General features: G+C 68.4%; 9 protein-coding genes. 6 read left to right on the plus strand and 3 right to left on the minus strand.

All coding sequences use genetic code 11. The features are described from left to right. Positions 1 to 9: 9 nt before the first annotated feature. From DB354_RS14415 to DB354_RS14425, 3 genes are all read left to right on the plus strand, one after another. Entirely contained in the window at positions 10 to 4,056 is a 4,047-nt protein-coding gene (locus tag DB354_RS14415; RefSeq protein WP_146180263.1) for a glycosyl hydrolase, read from the plus strand. A gap of 123 nt (positions 4,057 to 4,179) precedes the next feature. Then, the gene (locus DB354_RS14420; protein ID WP_158277543.1) at positions 4,180 to 6,390 is read left to right on the plus strand and encodes a hypothetical protein; all 2,211 of its coding nucleotides are present in this window, start codon (positions 4,180 to 4,182) and stop codon (positions 6,388 to 6,390) included. Positions 6,391 to 6,661: 271 nt separating this feature from the next. Then, entirely contained in the window at positions 6,662 to 9,097 is a 2,436-nt protein-coding gene (locus DB354_RS14425; protein WP_107836335.1) for a PAS domain S-box protein, read from the plus strand. 191 nt (positions 9,098 to 9,288) lie between these two features. Here the strand turns inward: DB354_RS14425 and DB354_RS14430 are convergent, their stop codons facing one another. Both DB354_RS14430 and DB354_RS14435 read right to left on the minus strand, forming a co-directional pair. After that, positions 9,289 to 9,495 carry a hypothetical protein gene (locus DB354_RS14430; RefSeq protein WP_107836336.1) on the minus strand — a complete coding sequence of 69 codons (207 nt, stop codon included), beginning with the start codon at positions 9,493 to 9,495 and terminating at the stop codon, positions 9,289 to 9,291. Positions 9,496 to 9,517: 22 nt separating this feature from the next. Next, positions 9,518 to 11,452: a sodium:solute symporter family protein gene (locus tag DB354_RS14435; RefSeq protein ID WP_107836337.1), complete on the minus strand. Its 1,935-nt coding sequence runs from the start codon at positions 11,450 to 11,452 to the stop codon at positions 9,518 to 9,520. A gap of 602 nt (positions 11,453 to 12,054) precedes the next feature. Here DB354_RS14435 and DB354_RS14440 point away from each other — a divergent pair. The 3 genes from DB354_RS14440 (at position 12,055) to DB354_RS14450 (ending at position 15,289) form a co-directional block, all read left to right on the plus strand. After that, positions 12,055 to 13,203, plus strand: a complete 1,149-nt coding sequence (locus DB354_RS14440; RefSeq protein WP_107836338.1) for an ABC transporter permease — start codon at positions 12,055 to 12,057, stop codon at positions 13,201 to 13,203. Between the two features lie 320 nt (positions 13,204 to 13,523). Then, positions 13,524 to 14,396, plus strand: a complete 873-nt coding sequence (locus tag DB354_RS14445; protein WP_146180266.1) for an ABC transporter ATP-binding protein — start codon at positions 13,524 to 13,526, stop codon at positions 14,394 to 14,396. Positions 14,397 to 14,410: 14 nt separating this feature from the next. Further along, positions 14,411 to 15,289, plus strand: coding sequence for an ATP-binding cassette domain-containing protein (locus DB354_RS14450; protein WP_107836569.1), 879 nt, complete (start codon positions 14,411 to 14,413; stop codon positions 15,287 to 15,289). 56 nt (positions 15,290 to 15,345) lie between these two features. Here the strand turns inward: DB354_RS14450 and rmuC are convergent, their stop codons facing one another. Continuing rightward, the gene (rmuC, locus tag DB354_RS14455) at positions 15,346 to 16,620 is read right to left on the minus strand and encodes a DNA recombination protein RmuC (RefSeq protein WP_233256647.1); all 1,275 of its coding nucleotides are present in this window, start codon (positions 16,618 to 16,620) and stop codon (positions 15,346 to 15,348) included. Positions 16,621 to 16,756: the final 136 nt, after the last annotated feature.

The raw sequence follows: 16,756 nt of genomic DNA on the forward strand, positions 1-16,756 counted from the left end.
CTTCTTTTCATGTCCGACTTCGCTTTTCGATTGGGGCGCGGGCTCAGGCTGACGTGGCTGGCCACGCTGGCGACGGTCGTCACCGTCGCAACCGGAACCCCGCCGGGAGCTGATCCGCTGGCGAGCGGTTTCCGGCAGCCCGAGGCGGCGGCGCGACCGCTGACGCTCTGGTTCTGGATGAACGGCAACGTCAGCCGCGACGGCATCACGCGCGACCTCGAGGCGATGAAACGCGTGGGGATCGGCGGCGCGATCGTGTTCGATGGGGGCACGTATCAGCCAGCCGGGGCGGTTGACTATCTCAGCCGGAGCTGGCGGGAGGCGATCTTGCACGCAGCCAAGGAGGCGGAGCGGCTGGGGCTCACGCTCGGGATGCACAACAGTCCGGGCTGGTCGAGTTCGGGCGGCCCGTGGATCACGCCGGAGCTGTCGATGAAGCAGTTGGTGTGGACGGAGACGACCGTGGTCGGGCCGCAGAAGCTCGACGCCAACCTGCGGGCGCCCCGGACGCAGCTCGGCTTTTATCGCGACGCCTTCGTGGTTGCGTTTCCGGCACCCGCGGCCGAGGCCGAGGCGGAACCAGAAATGCGGGCAAGCCTGCGGTCGGGGCTACGGGTGGAAAGCGCGGTGCTGACGGACGATGATGTGCAGACGGCGGTGAAATGGGAGGCCGCGGACGCGCTGGAGCTGACGTTCGCCCGTCCGATCACGGTGATGGCGCTGACGGCGGAGGCGCGGACCGGCAGTCCGGCGGTGCCGCTGCGGATCGAGGTGGCGGAGGACGGGAGGAGTTTTCGGGAGTTGGCCGACGTCACGCTGGCGGCGCCCGCGGGGATTCGGCCGCCGGCGGTGGCGAGCTTCCCGGCGGTGACGGCGCGGCACTTTCGCATCCGGTCGACGAGCGCGGTGGAGCTGGGAGAGTTTCGGCTGCACCGGACGGCGCGGTTGCCCGGCTGGACCTACCAGGCGAACCAGGCGTATCGCTTCGGCACGCCGGGCCGTTCGCCGATGTCAGACACGGCGGTGGCGGCGTCGCAAATCACGCCGGACGCCGTGTTGAATCTGACCTCGCAGCTCGACGCGAATGGCCGACTCAAATGGGAGGTGCCGCCCGGCGCGTGGATCGTGATGCGGTTTGGCTACACCTCGACCGGGATGCGCAACACCTCGGCGTCGGCGTCCGGCACCGGACTGGAGTGCGACAAGCTGGGCCGCGAAGGCGTCGAAGCGCACTTTGAGGCGGTGCAGGCGCGGCTGCGCCAGGAACTGGGCCCGGCGCTGTCGCGGGTGGTCAGCACGGTGACGATCGATAGCTACGAGGCGGGGATGCAGAACTGGACGGCCTCGTTTCCCGGGGAGTTCCGACGGCGGATGGGGTACGACCTCGTGCGGTACCTGCCGGCGATGACGGGGCGGATCGTGGGCGACGCCGCGGTGACCGAGCAGTTCCTCTTCGACGTGCGCACGGTGCAGGCGGCGATGGTGGCGGAGAATTACTATGGCCGGATGGCCGAGCTCTGTCGCGAACGCGGACTCACGCTGTTCGTCGAAGGCTACGGTTCCGGGATGTTCGATGAACTGGAGGTGTCCGGAGTCGCCGACGTGCCGATGGGGGAGTTCTGGACGCGCACGCCGTGGAGCCCGAACCGGAACATGAAGATGGTCGCGTCGGCGGCGCACTTGCACGACCGCCGCATCGTGGCGGCGGAGGCCTTCACGGGAGAGCAGGACACCTCGCGCTGGCTCGACTACCCGTACGCCTTGAAGGTCGTCGGCGACGACATGTTCGCGCTGGGCGTGAACCAGTTGGTGTTCCACCGCTTCGTGCACCAGCCGCATCCCGACGCGTTGCCGGGCATGGCAATGGGGCCGTGGGGCTTTCACTTTGACCGGACGAACACGTGGTTCGACCAGAGCGCGGCCTGGGTGAACTACCTGGCGCGTTGCCAGCACCTGCTGCGGCAAGGACGGGCCGTGGCGGACGTGCTCTATTTCGTGGGCGAGCGACCGCCAAATCCCGCGCAAATGGTGATCCCGGCGCTGCCGCGAGGTTACACCTTTGATCACATCGATGCGGCGACGCTGATCGCGCGGGCGCGGGTGCGCGACGGCGCGATCGAGGTGGCGGAAGGGACGCGTTATCGGGTGTTGGTGCTGCCGCCGGATCTCGAGGCGATGACGCCGGAGACGCTGCGCAAGCTCGCCGCCCTGGTGCGGGACGGGGCGGTGGTGGCGGGGCCGGCGCCGCGGTATTCGCCGAGCCTGCGCGGGTATCCGGCGAGTGATGATGAGATGCGTCGTCTGGCGGACGAACTCTGGGCCAAGGGGCAGACGGGTGCGGGGCGGGTCATCGCCGACCGGCCGCTCGCGGCGGTGCTGACGGAACTCGGCGTGGAGCCAGACCTGAAGTGGACGGGCCGGCAGTCGGATGCGGCGTTGTCGTGGCACCATCGCACGCTGGCCGACGGTGATTTGTACTTCATCTCAAACCGGCAACGGCGGGTGGAGGAGGTGCTCGTGTCCTTTCGCGTCACCGGCCGGCAGCCTGAAATCTGGAACGCGGAGGACGGAACGCAGGGGGACGCGACGGTGTTCGCGCAGGAAAACGGACGCACGCAGTTGCCGTTGCGGCTGGAACCGGCGCAGTCGGTTTTCGTGCTGTTTCGGCGTCGGACGGAAGGGGCGGCGCCGGCGCGGCTGCGGCGCGGCGAGACGGTGTTGGTTGACACGCGGACGCCGACACCGGGCGAGGCGACGGACGCGACGGGCGATTTCACGATGGCGGTGTGGGCCAAGCCCGACACGGATCTCCGCCTGATGCCGGAGGAGTCGACGAGTGGACGCGTGGATGAGACGGGCAAGTTTTACGTGATCGGGGCGGACGAGCGCGACGTGCGGTTCGGCGCGGGGCATGCGACGGCGGGCGTGGCCGTGGGGCGAAACGGCGTGTTCGTGATCGAACGGGCGAGTGACCAGGCGCCGGCGGTGCTGGTAGCGACGTTGCCGATCTCGGGATGGGCGCATGTGGCGGTGACCTATCAAGGGGGCGTACCCTCGCTGTATGTGAATGGACGGCTGGTGCGCCGCGGACTGCGCTCGGGACGCGTGGTGCATCCAGGCATCGGGGCGCCGCTGCCGGCGCCGGACTCGGTGCTGCATTTTGCGGGGCTGGACCAAGTGATGGGCGCGGCCGGCCTCGCGTCACCGCCCGCGCAAGGGCGGGCTTTCCATTTCGAAGGCAACGCGACGGCGCCGGAGCTGCTGGCCCCAGCGCTGACGGCCGACGCGATCGCGGAGCGTTACGAGCGCGGGCTGCCCGCGCCGGGGGCGCCACCCCTGATCGAGTTGAAGGCGACGGAAGGCGGCGGAGTCCGGGGACTCGCGTGGGAGTCGGGGCGTTACGAGTTGGACGGCGTGGGCGTGGCGGTGGCGGACGTGGCGCCGGCGTTGACGTTGGGCGGGCCGTGGAAGGTCCGGTTTCCCGCGGGTCGCGGTGCACCGGCCGCCATCGAGTTGCCGGCGCTGCAGCCGCTGGAGCGGCATGAGCAGGCCGGGGTGAGGTTTTTCTCCGGAACGATGACGTATGCGCGGCGGATTCGCGTGGCCGAGGAATGGCTGGGCCGAGGCCGGCGGGTGGTCCTGGACCTTGGCCGCGTGGAGGTGCTGGCGGAGGTGCGGGTGAACGGGCGCGATCTCGGCGTGTTGTGGAAGGAACCCTATCGGGTGGACATCACCGCGGCGGTGCAGCCGGGGCAGAACGCGCTGGAGGTGCGCGTGACGAACCTGCTCGCGAACCGGATGATCGGCGACGAGCAACTGCCGCCGGAAAACGAGTATGGCGCAGGGGCTGAGCGCGGGATCCGCCGGTTCCCCGACTGGTACGCGCGCGGGCAACCGAAACCGCGCGGCGGGCGGGTGACGTTCACGACCTGGAAGTTCTTCGAGCGCGACGATCCCTTGCCGGCATCCGGCCTCCTCGGCCCCGTGCGGCTGCTGAACCCAGTCGAGGTGGAGTTCAGGGCTGAGGCCGGTGCCCAAGCGCACCAGCCTCAGTAGTGCCGGCGCGGCCCATTGGGGCCGGAGGCGGTGGAATGCGGGTTGACGGGCGACGGCGAGCTTGAGGCGAGCCGAGCCGACGGGATACTCAGGCGCATGTGGCGAATCGTGGCATGTGTGGCCGTGGCATTCCTGGCCGGAAGCACGGTGGTGGCGCAGGACAGCGGCGTCCTGGTCGATATGGAGGCGGGGGTACGATTCGATGCGAAGGAGGCGCTGCGCGCGGCGGTGGCCCGAGTTGATCGGATCACGGTCACGCCGTCGGACGGCGGGTTCTTCGAGGTGGTAGACGGTCGGACCGTGCCGATGCGGGGCGCCGATGACGTGCTTTGGGAGATCAGCGGTCATGCAGCGGTGGTTGGCTTGGTTGACGCTGTGGAGTTCAAAACCGGGTTGGCCATGCCGTGTCGATGCTATGGAACCCACCGACTGCACTTCTACTCCGGCGCGTATCGGAAGTTTACGCTGAGCTTTCATCACTGGAGTCGGCTGCGTGGAGAGTATGGCGGCCCCTGGAGATCCGACTCGGAGCTTACAGAGGCTGGAGTCGAGCGGATGTTACAGTGGTTTTCGGATCACGGCTTCAACGCGTTCAGCCTCGGACGAGCAAAGGCGGAGGCGGAAGAAAGGGACCGACAACGCCGGCGCGACCAGCTTGCGGAGTTGTTTCCGGCGTCCGCGCGAAGTTGGATACCAGCACTTGATATCAACCCGTCATGGGACCCCGAGATCACCGCGCGCGCGGCTGACTTGGCGGCGCTCTACCCGGACAAGTCGAAGCTGCTGTTGGATTGCTGGCGCGCATTCGGGATCATGTGTGATTGGCCCGACCACCGGAGGCTGCCGCTGCACGGCGAGCCGGGCTCATTTCTCTTGCAGGCGGCGGCGGAAGCGTCGGCAACAGACTTCGAGCACGCCTTCCGAGGGCTCACCGCGGCTGATACTACGGTCCGCCGGGGCGCGTTCGCCCATCTGGCCGCTGTCGCGTATAAGCCAGAAGCACTGGCGAAATGGGGGCCAAAATGGCCGGTGCAATTGGCGGAAGCGCGTTTCACCAGCGATCCGGTAACGTATGCCGCCGACGCGGTCAGCATGCTCACTAACTTGAACACGCCGTCTGCCAATGAACTCCTGCTGAAAATTGGGCGGTCGTTCGCGCCAAAGGCGGATTCGCTTGCCAAGGGCGCGAATGAGCCGGCCCGCGAGGCACTCGCGCCCGGAGCAGAGGCGCTGATGGTGCTCGCGAAACGCCGCGTGCCGGCGGCTCGGGACCTTCTCGGAGACAAGTTGCGGGCCGCGACGGGGGCGGAACGAACGGTCCTCGAGATTGCCATGGCGTGTTACGAGGAGCGGCCGATCATCGAGCCGAGGCATGTTCTGTGCGCTGTTGGGAATGGCGAACCCGCTGAACTCGCGTGGCGAATGTTGCTCGCGCACGACGCTGAGATCGCCGCTTCCTGGCTGGTCACGGCGGCGCATTCGCCGAGCTACAAAGTAAAGTCAGAGGCGAAAGAGAAACTCGCGGCGATGGGACTGCAATTGCTTCAGCCGCCGGTTGTGGAGGTGGATCCGTATGAGGAGACATTGCGGCGCCGGCACCTCGATCCCGCGACCGAAATCGCGAAAACGACCGAAGCTCTCCTCAAGGGGGCCAGTGCCGTGGAGGAGGAACCATTGCGGTCTCGCCGCGCGTGGGCGTATCTCGCGCAAGGGGAATATGCCGCCGCGATCGAGGACCTTAATCGCCTGCGGGCACAGGACGGGTACGAGCGCGCGTTTGCACGATTCTGCTTGGGAGATGATGACGACGCGCACCGCGTCCTTTATTCGGCAACTCGACGAGAGAAGGAGGTCGGCCCGCTGTACCGACTGCGCGGGTGCATCGAGTATTTCCACGAGGACTTCGAGGACGCCGCGGACTATTTCACGGTCGCGTCGAAGACTAGAGGCGGGATCTCGGCAGAGGTCTTCCGGCACTTCGCGATGCTGCACCTGAAGAGCAAGGATCCGTCTCCGCTCGGCCGCGGGTTGCCCGAGCCGGACACGCACAAAGACGACTGGCCGAATGCGCTGGTGCACTTCCTCCTCGGACACATCGGCGAACGCGAGATGCTCGCCGCCGCGGAACGGGCAGAGGCGCGCGAGCAGCGCTACGACCTGAGCCTGGCGCACTGGGTGCTGGCGGAGCTGGCGCGGTTGAGAGCCGACACCGGCGAGGAACGCAGGCACCTCGATGCTTGCCTGGCGCAAAAGGCGTTCGACGCCGAAACCCACGCGCTCGCGCTGAGGCGCACTGCCGTGCTGGACGAACAGGTTCGCGAACTGATCCCGTAGCAGGGGAGGCTGGGTCAGATGCCCCAAGGCAGCGGTTTCGCGGGGCAGGGCATTCCAACACGCGGCGGACGGGTTTGGCGCGACGGGCGACGGCGGTGACGCCGGTTTGAAGTCATGCGGAACGTGTAGGTGTTTTCCGTACAGATCGATCCGGGAAACCCGTTTGCGTTGGTTGGGCGATGCGCAGAATCCGGGGCGTATGGGCGAAACACCCCAGATGCCGCCTGCCCCCGGCGCTTCCCAGCCACTGCCTTCCAGCCGTTCCTTCGCCGTGCGCGTGTCCCTCTTCGCGGGGACAATTGCGGTGGTCGTGACCCTGGCCGGGCTGGGCTATTACCGCAACGAGCGGGCCGAGCTGCGTGGCGCCAGCTGGCGTGAACTCGGAGCGGTGGCCGACCTGAAGGTGCGTCAGGTCACGGAGTGGCGGACGGAACGGATGAACGACGCGCGGTTTCTGCGGCGCACGCCCGCGGTGGGGGAGGCGGTGGCCGCTGTGCTGGCGCAGCCGAATTCGGCGGCGGCGCGAACGGCGCTCTCCGAACTGCTCGAGCCCATCAAGGGCGGGGACCGCTACGAGAGCATTATCGTCGTGGACCGGCAGGGTGGCGTCTGCCTGGCGATCCCGGCCGATACGAATCCGCCCGGACGAATACTGACGACGGCGGTGCAGGCGGTGCTGGCCGGCGGCGAGGTGGTCATGACGGACCTGCACCGCCGCACCCCGCTGGCGCCGGCACACCTGGAGGTGATCGCGCCGATCTTCGCGCCGGTTCGCGATCGCGGGAACGCCGCGCGCGAGCCGATTGCGGCCATCGTCCTGCGGATCGATCCCGCGCAGTATCTGTTCCCGCTGATCGACACCTGGCCGACGCCCAGTGCGACGGCCTCGTCGTTGCTCGTCCGACGCGAGGCGGCGGATCGGGTGGTCTTCCATGACGTTCGGCAACGTTCGGAGATTTCGGTGGCGGGTGCCGCGGCGCCCTTCGCCCTGCCTCAGGATATCCGCCGGGTGACGCCCGGCGTGCGGGAGGGGCCGGACCACCGGGGCGTGCCTGTGCTGGCGGAAGCGCGACCGGTGGCGGACTCCGGGTGGGTCCTGGTGGCGAAGATCGACCAGGCGGAGGCGTATGCTCCCATCCGATACACCGCGTGGAAGGTGGCGGGGACGGTGGTCGTGGTGCTCCTGGCCGTGGCGGGCGTGGTGGCGTATCTGTGGCGCATGCGCAACGAGCAGGCGTTGCGCCGTACGCTGCAGGCCGAGCGCAAGGCGCGGGTGCTGGCGGAGCGGGTGGCGATGCTCATGCGGCACGCCAACGACATCGTCCTGCTGGCCGACCACGATCTGCGCATCCTGGAAGCCAACGACCGCGCCCTGGCGGCTTACGGGTACGCGCAGGACGAGTTGCAGCGGAGGCGCGTGCCGGATCTCCGGCCCCCGCGCGGTGCGGCGACGCCGGATGAGGCCATGGAGCATCGACCCGTCGATGGCGCGGTTTTCGAAACGGTGCACCAGCGCAAGGACGGACGCACCTTCCCCGTCGAGGTTAGTTGCCGGCTCGTCTCGCTCGACGACCGGAAGTACCTGCTCGAGATCGTGCGCGACATCACGGAGCGAAAGCGCGCGGAGCAGGAGATCGTGCGGACGAGCCGCGCCTTGCGGACGATCAGTCGCTGCAACCAGACCCTGGTGCGGGCGCAGAATGAGTCCGACCTGCTCGAGGCGATCTGCCTGCTGGTCGTGGAGCACGGCGGCTATCGCATGGCCTGGGTGGGGTATGTGGAGCAGGACGCGGGGCTCTCGGTCCGGCCGGTCGCGCAGGTAAGGAGCGAACCGGAGCATCCGGAGTTCGGGCCCTTTGCGTGGGGCGAAGAGGCGCGCGGATCCAATCCCGCCGAGACCTGCGCGCGCACGGGCACCGTGGTCGTGTGCCGGGACACGCAGCACGATCCGGCGTTTGCTCCCTGGCAGGCCGATGCCGCCCGGCGCGGGTACGCGTCACTCATCGCCCTGCCGCTGCGTTCTGTGGCGGGGCCGTTGGGGGCATTGGTGATCTTTTCGGGGGAGGTGGATGGGTTTGACCCGAGCCAGGTGGCGCTGCTCGGCGAACTGGCCGACGACCTTGCCTATGGTATCGCGAATCTGCGTGGGCAGATGGAGCGGCGGAGGACCGAGGCGTCGCGGCGGGAGAGCGAAGCGCGGTTCGCCCGGCTGTTCGAACTGAGCGTCGACGCGATCCTCGAGTCGGAGCCGGGCGGTCACCTGCTGGCGGCGAATCCCGCGGCGTGCGCGTTGTTTGGCCGGACGGAGGAGGAGCTCCGCCGCTGCCATCGAAACGAGTTGTTCGACCCGGCGGATCCGCGGACTGAGGCGTTGTGGGAAGAGCGCGACCGGCGTGGCTGCGTCAAGGCGGAGGTGACGTTGCGGCGCGGGGATGGCGCCTCGCTGGAGGCGGAGGTGTCGACGACGTTGTACACGGACGCGGCGGGCCGGCGCCGCTGCAGCATGATCATTCGCGACGTCACGGGCCGGAAGCAGGGAGAGCAGGCGCTCGCGGCGCAGTTGGTCGAGCTGCAGCGCTGGCATGCGGTGACGCTGGGGCGGGAGCAGCGCATCCTGGAGCTGAAGACGGAGATCAACCGGCTGCTCGTTGCCGCCGGCCAGCCGGCGCGCTACGCCGGCGTGGACCCGGCGGCGCCCTCCTCTTGAGCGCACCGCCCCGGGCGGTTCCCGGTGGAGGTAGGCCGGGGTGAGGTGGCGGCCGCGCGCGATGGATCCGCGTCGGCCGGAGGCAGTCCGCGCCGGCGGGCGCGCCGGCAGCCCTGGATCCTGGGGCGGAGACATAAAAAACGCGCGGGGCCGAAGCCGCCGCGCGTGGAGGACGAAGTGCGGTGAGCGGATCAGCCCTGGCCCTTGCCGCGGCTGCGGAGGGCGGGGATCAGCATCACGAGGCCGAAGGCGATCAGGCCCAGGCCCCAGTAGAGGTTGATGTTGATGTCGAGCGAGCGCTTGAGCTCCTCGGGGCTGACGGTGAAGCCCGCGATGACGAGCAGCACGCCGACGAGCGAGAACATCAGGCCGATGGGCAGGCGGATATCGAGTCCCATAAAAGAGTCCTAGGTTTGGAGGTTACCAGAAGAGGATGTTGATGACGACGCAGCAGGCCAGCAGCACGGTGCCGGAAACCGCCGGGCGGAGGTACCAGGCTTCGTGCGAGTCGACCAGCTTGGGCGTGAGCGAGTAGACCAGGCCCTTGAGCTCGTCGTCGGACTTCGTGCGCGACGTGGCCAGCGAGATGCCGGCGGTGAGCAGGAAGCAGACGCCGAAGGCGAACGAGGCGAGCCAGAAGTTCTGGGCCATCTCGCTCGGGAGGGTGGCGAGGACGCCGAGGTAGCCGCCCTTGACGCCCGGCGCGTTGCCCGCGGCGATCGTCAGGGAGTGGAACAAGGCGGAGGTGAGGGTGCCGGCGAGCAGGCCGTAGAAGGCGCCATGCGAGGTGGTGCGCTTCCAGAACATGCCGAGCAGGAAGGTGGCGAACAGCGGCGCGTTCACGAAGCCGAACACCAGCTGGATGATGTCCATCGCGTTGTTGTAGTTACTCGCGAAATACGCGGCAGCGATGCTGAGGAGCACGCCGACGACGGTGACCGCGCGGCCCATCCACATGTAGTGGTCGTCGCTCTTGTTGGGGGCGAGGTAGGCCTGGTACAGGTCGTAGGTCCACACCGTGTTGAAGGCGGTGACGTTGCCGGCCATGCCGGACATGAACGAGGCGAGGAGGGCGGTGAGGGCCAGGCCGAGCAGGCCGGTCGGGCAGTACTTCTTCACCAGCGAGAGGATGACGCCGTCGTAGTCGTTCTCGACCACGGCGTCCTGCAGGCGGGCCTTGAGGGCGGGCTCGTCGAGGGTGGACGAAGCCTTGACCAGGGCGGTGACCTTGGCCGGGTTGAGCTTCATGCCGACCGCCTTGGCGACGCTGGCCACGGTGGCGGCTTCATCGGCGGGCTGGGCGGCGGCCTGCTTCACGACCGGGATGGCCTGCGCGTAGACGGCTTCGGAGATCGGCTTGGGCGGGAGGCGATAGCCGTCCTTGGCGTTGAAGGCCAGGCCGGCGGCGATCATGCCGGGGAGGATGACGAGGATCGGGAAGATCATCTTCGGGATCGCGGCGATGATCGGGGTGCGGCGGGCGGCGCCCATGTTCTTCGCGGCCATGGCGCGCTGCACGACGAGGAAGTTGGTGCACCAGTAGCCGAAGGAGAGGACGAACCCGAGGCCGAACACCATGGCGAAGATATCGACGCCCATGGGGTTGGCGGAGGGCCCGCCGAGGAGAGGCTGCCAGGCGCTGGTCCAGGCGTTGGATTCGAAGCTCTTGGAGTTGAGCTCGAGGGCGGCGGGGTTCTGCGCGACGTGGCCGAGGGTTTCCTTGAGTTTGCCCCAGCCACCGACGTCCTTGAGGCCCAGATACACGACCGGGGCGAAGCCGAGGACGATCATGAAGAACTGCAGCACCTCGGTGTAGATGGCGGAAGTGAGGCCGCCCTTCAGCACGTACACGAGCACGACCGCCGAGCAGATCCAGAGGCTGAGGTTGTAGTCCCAGCCGAGGAGGAGGTTGAGGAGCTTCGCGAGGGCGTTCATCGAGATGCCCGAGGCGAAGACGGTCATCACGGCGAAGGTGAGGGAGTTGAAGCAGCGCGTGCGCTCGTCGAAGCGCATCTTGAGGTACTCGGGCACGGAGCGCGCCTTGGAGCCGTAGTAGAACGGCATCATGAACACGGCGAGGAACACCATGGCCGGGATGGCGCCCACCCAGTAAAAGTGGCAGGTCGCGATGCCGTACTTGGCGCCGCTGGCGGCCATGCCGACGAGTTCAAGCGCGCCGAGGTTGGCGGAGATGAACGCGAGGCCGGTGACCCAGGCCGGGATGGAGCGGCCGGACGTGAGGTAGTCCGACGAGCTCTTCATGTAGCGCTTCAGGGCGAAGCCGATGCCGATGACGAACGCGGTGTACGAGGCAAGGATCGCGTAATCGATCCAGCCGAGTTGGATATTCTCCATGGTGCGACGGGTGGTAGTTGTTGGTTAGGGCTGCCCCAGCAGGTGCAGGACTACTGGATTGGTGGGTGGAAAGGAGACGGTTGGGCGCGCGTTTCGGGTCATGACGCGACGCCGCGGAAGCGAAGGGCGAAGGCGGCGGGACTCCGGTTCATGCGGCCAGGGCGGGCGCGTCGGCGCGCGGCGAACGATGTTCGCACGCGGAAAGGAAAAAGCCTGCGCGGGGACTGGACTCCGCTGGCGGAGGGGAGGCACGCATTGAGGTAGTCGAAAACCGGGTTCGCTTAAGCCATAAACCCCGGCCGAACGAAAGCCTTTCTTTGGCGTTGGCGGGCCGAAGCCGGATGGCCGAATGGCCAGAGGCCGGAGGCCGGAAGCCGGAAGCCGGAGGACGGAAGCCTGAAGCTGACGCCGGAGGACGGAGGCCTGAAGCCAGAAGTCAGAAGCTTGAAAACGGAACACGGAAGTCGGAGGATGGTTTCAATGTCGGAGGTCAGGCCGGTGGTGCTCAGAGCATCTCTGTGAACTCCTCCGGTCTCAGTGCGCTGGATCGGCGGCCAGATGTCGCTTGCGAGGCCCCGCGGCGGCGCATTGGCTCGCCGCCCATGGCCGCCGCCGCCGAAACCCCGAGCCAGCCGCCGGTCGCATCGCATGATGAACCGGGGACGCTTTCGTATTGGGGCCTGATCCGGCGGCGCTTTGGGCAGCACCGGCTGGCGGTGGCGTCACTGTTCCTGCTGGCCTTCTTCTACGTGCTGGCGGCGGGGGCGGAGTTTTTCGCGCCGTATTCGCGGCAATGGCGCGATCTGGCGCACTCGTATTGTCCGCCGCAGTTGCCGCGCTGGTCGTGGCGTGACGGCTTCCACGTGCCGGCGGTGCGCGTCGCCATCGATCCGGTCACCTACAAACGCACGTACGTGGAGATGGAGGCGGAGCGGATCGCGCTGGGGTTTTTCGTGCGGGGCGAACGGTGGCGGCTGTGCGGGCTGGTGACGACGGACCGGCACTTTTTCGGACCGCTGAATCCCGTGGGGACGCGGGCGGACGGCACGCGCCACACGTTCTACTTTCTCGGGGCGGACAAGTACGGCCGGGATATCTTCAGCCGGCTGGTGTACGGCGCGCGCATCAGCCTCTCCGTGGGACTGATCTCGATCGCGATCACGTTCGTGCTGGGCGTGGTGATCGGCGGCATCTCCGGCTATGTCGGGGGCGCGGTGGATACGGCGATCCAGCGGCTGATCGAGGTGGTGAACGCGTTCCCGCACATTCCGCTCTGGCTCGCGCTCGGGGCGGTGATCCCCGTCGGCTGGCCGCCGCTCTTCACCTATTTTGCGATCACGCTGGTGCTGAGCCTGCTGAACTGGACCGGGCTGGCGCGGGTGGTGCGCGGCAAGATCCTGGCGCTCCGGGAGGAGGACTATGCCACGGCGGCGCGGCTCCTCGGCGCGAGTCCCGGGCGCATCCTGTTCCGGCACCTGCTGCCGGGTTTCACGAGCCACATCATCGTCGTGCTGACGATGGGCGTACCGGCGATGATCCTGGGCGAGACCTCACTGTCCTTCCTCGGCTTCGGCCTGCATGCCCCGATCGTGAGCTGGGGCGTGATGCTGCAGGACTGCCTCAATCTCCAGACGGTGGCCAACTATCCGTGGCTGCTGATGCCGGTGGCTTTCATCGTGCTGACCGTGCTTGGTTTCAACTTCCTCGGCGACGGGCTGCGCGACGCGGCCGATCCGTACGGCGGGCGGTGACGCCGCCCGGCCGGGGGCCGGGCGGAGTTGAAAGTGGAAAAGTTGAAAGTGGGAAAGTTGCAGGTTGGAAAGGCGGAGGTTGGAAGGTTGCAGGTTGCATAGTTGCAGGTGGCGAACCGCGGAGGGTGGGAACCGCGAAAGGCGCGAACGGACGCGAAAACGGAGACGAGGTTGCGGGACGGAAGGTCGCAGGTTGAGAACGGTGGAGGGGGCTCGGCGGAGCGGCAAAACGCGCGTTGCGCTTGGACGGGGGCGCGTATTGTGTCCGCCCGAGTTTTCCGACCGTTGCTGTTTTGCCCCTCGCGATTGTCGCGCCCCTGATGCCCTCCGTCCCTCCCTTTGCCTCCGGCGACCGGTTCGCCCCCGCAGCGCCGCTGCTGGAGGTGCGGAACCTGCGCGTGGCGCTGCCGGCGGCGGGGGGCTTGGTGGGTGCGGTGCAGAACGTGTCCTTCGCGCTGGAGCGGGGGCGAACGCTGGCGCTCGTGGGAGAATCGGGCAGCGGCAAGACGATGACGGCGCTGTCGCTGCTGCGGATCCAGCCGCCGGGCAGCCAGACGAGCGGTCAGATCCTCCTGCGGTCGCGGCGGGAAGGAGACATCGACCTCGGGCACCTCGATGAAAAGTCGGGCCTCCTGTACAAGGTCCGCGGCGGGCTGATCAGCATCATCTTCCAGGAGCCGATGACGGCGCTGTCGCCGGTGCACACGATCGGGCGGCAGATCGACGAGGCGATTCTCCTGCACTACGACGTCAGTCCGGCGGCGGCGCAGCGGCGCACGCTGGAGATGCTGGCGAAGGTGGGCATCACCAACGCGGACGAGCGGTATCACCAATTTCCGCACGAGCTTTCGGGCGGGTTGCGCCAGCGGGCGGTCGTGGCGATGGCGCTGGTCGGCCGGCCGGAGCTGCTGATCGCGGACGAGCCGACGACCGCGTTGGACATGACCATGCAGGCGCAGATCCTGGGGCTGATCAAAGGACTGCAGCGGGAGATCGGCTGCGCGGTGCTGCTGATCACGCACGATTTCGGCGTGGTGGCGCAGATGGCCGACCAGGTGGCGGTGATGCACCACGGCGAGATCGTGGAGCGCGGCGATGTGCGCACGGTGCTCCGGCAGCCCCAGCATCCGCACACGCGGGCGTTGCTGCATGCGCTGCCCGGGCAACGCCGGCGGCGGGGGGCGGGCGTGTGAAGGCGCCCGGCGAAATGCGCGCGCCGAAGGCGCCGCTGCTGGACGTCCGCGGGCTGTCGAAGCATTTCCCGGTGCCGGCGCGCGGGCTGCGGGCGCGGGTGGCGGGAGTGGTGAAGGCGGTGGACGACGTGAGCTTCGCGCTCGCGCCGGGCGAATCGCTCGGGCTCGTCGGCGAGAGCGGCTGCGGCAAGACCACGGTGGCGCGGTGCATCCTGCGGGCGATGCACGCGACGGCGGGCGAGGTGTGGTTCCGGTTGCCGGACGGGCGGACGGTGGACCTCGCGCGGCTCAGCGAGCGCGAACTGATCGGCGTGCGCCCGCACGCGCAGATGGTGTTCCAGGATCCCTTTTCCTCGCTCAACCCGCGCATGACGGTGCGCGACATCGTGGCGGAGCCGCTGGTGATCCATCGCCTCGCCCGCGGCCGGGAGCTCGACGACCGCGTGGCGGAGATGCTGCGGCGCGTGGGGCTGAGTCCGGACGTCGGTCCGCGCTATCCGCACGCGTTCAGCGGCGGGCAGCGGCAGCGCATCAGCATTGCGCGGGCGCTGATCATGCGGCCCGCGCTGGTGGTGTGCGACGAGGCGACGTCGGCGCTGGACGTCTCGGTGCAGGCGCAGGTGCTCGATCTGCTGCTCGAGCTGCAGCAGGAGTTCGGGCTGACGTATCTGTTTGTCGCGCACAACCTGAGCGTCGTGCACGATTTCTGCGACCGGGTGGCGGTGATGCGTCGCGGCCGGATCGTGGAGGAGGCGCCCACGCCCGAGCTCTTTGCGGCGCCGCGGCATCCGTATACCAGGCTGCTGCTCTCGGCGGTGCCGTCGGCGGATCCGGACGTGCCGATGAATCTCCACATCGGCGACGAGCTGGCGCGGCTTGACGCGGAAGCCTGACGGGCGACGCCGCGGACCCGACGCGTGAGGCTCGACGTGGGGGCGCGTCGGCCGGGTCAGGCGCGTTTCACGACCTCGCGGGCGGCGGTGTCGACGGGGCCGGGGGCGGAGAGATCCTTCGTGCCCTTGGCGCCGAGGTCGGCGAGCTTGCGGGCGCCGGGCAGGAGCATGCCCTCGAAGGAGCCGACGGCGGTGTTGTACGCCTTGGTGGCGGTCTCGAGACCGCGGCCGACCTTCTCGAGGCTGTCGGCGAAGTTGGCGACGCGGTCGTACACCGCGCGGCCGAGCGAGCTGATCTCCTCGGCGTTGCGGGAGACCGCCTCCTGGCGCCAGCCGTAGGCGGCGGCCTTGAGCAGCGCGATGAGCGTGGTGGGCGTGGCGAGGAGGACGCGGCGGGCGAGGGCGCGGTCGAGCAGGAGCGGGTCGGCCTGGAGCGCGGCGCTGAGGAAATGGTCGCCGGGGAGGAAGAGCACGACGAACTCCGGCGCGGGCTGAAACTGCTCCCAGTAGTTCTTGGCGCCGAGGGCGTCGATGTGGCCGCGCACCTTCTGCGCATGCTCCAGCATGCGGGCGGCGCGGACGGCTTCGTCGGCGGCCTCATGCGCGGCGCGGAACGACTCGATGGGCGCCTTGGCGTCGACGACGATGCGCTGGCCGCCGGGGAGGCGGACGACGAGGTCGGCGCGCAGGCTGCCGGCGGTCTCCTGTTCGCTGAAATCGCAGTACGGCAGCATCTCGGCCATCTCGACGACGCGGCGGAGCTGCAGTTCGCCCCAGCTCCCGGCGTAGGTGGTGGAACGCAGCGCGGTGGAGAGGCGGGCGGCCTCGGTCTGCAACTGGGTTTGCGCGACGCCGAGGGCCTTGAGCTGTTCGCCCAGCGCGCCATAGGCCCCGGCGCGGGCCTGCTCGATCTCGCCGATCTTCTGGTCGACCTTCGCGAGCGATTCGCGAATGGGCGACACCAGCGCCTCGACGGCCTGGCGCCGCTGCTCGAGATCGCCGAGCGATTGTTGCTGCAGGTGACTGAAGGCCTGGCGCGCCTGCTCGAGAAAATCCGCGCGGTTCATGCGCAACGCATCGGCGGAAAGCGCCTTGAACTCGGTGACGAGCCGTTCATGCGCGGCGCGCTCGGCCGAGAGTTGCGTGTTGGCCTCGGCGCTCGCGGCGGCCAGGCGCGTCACCTCGGCACGCGCGACCGCCAGCTCGGCGGCCAGGCGGGCGTTCTCCTCGTCGCGGGCGCGCCCGCGTTCGCGGAGGGCGGCTTCGCGCGAGCGGAGTACCAGCCAGGCAAGCACCGCGCCCGCGGCGGCGGAGACGAGAAGGAACACCACCGAAATTTCCACGCAACCACCCCTACGGCAGCCCTCGGGCGAGGCAACCTCTGATGCGTGCCTTGACACTCAAAACCTCGACCTGCAAACAGCTAAGGCTTCCGCCAGCTTCAACGGACCCCGCCTATCTGTCCTT

The organism is Opitutus sp. ER46 (assembly GCF_003054705.1).
Taxonomy (GTDB): domain Bacteria; phylum Verrucomicrobiota; class Verrucomicrobiia; order Opitutales; family Opitutaceae; genus ER46.

Excerpts from the sequence above, each read along its gene's own strand:
- DB354_RS14415 (WP_146180263.1), top strand. The coding sequence starts at position 10 with ATGTCCGACTTCGCTTTTCGATTGGGGCGCGGGCTCAGGCTGACGTGG.
- DB354_RS14430 (WP_107836336.1), bottom strand. The coding sequence starts at position 9,495 with ATGGGACTCGATATCCGCCTGCCCATCGGCCTGATGTTCTCGCTCGTC.
- DB354_RS14435 (WP_107836337.1), bottom strand. The coding sequence starts at position 11,452 with ATGGAGAATATCCAACTCGGCTGGATCGATTACGCGATCCTTGCCTCG.
- DB354_RS14440 (WP_107836338.1), top strand. The coding sequence starts at position 12,055 with ATGGCCGCCGCCGCCGAAACCCCGAGCCAGCCGCCGGTCGCATCGCAT.
- DB354_RS14445 (WP_146180266.1), top strand. The coding sequence starts at position 13,524 with ATGCCCTCCGTCCCTCCCTTTGCCTCCGGCGACCGGTTCGCCCCCGCA.
- DB354_RS14450 (WP_107836569.1), top strand. The coding sequence starts at position 14,411 with ATGCGCGCGCCGAAGGCGCCGCTGCTGGACGTCCGCGGGCTGTCGAAG.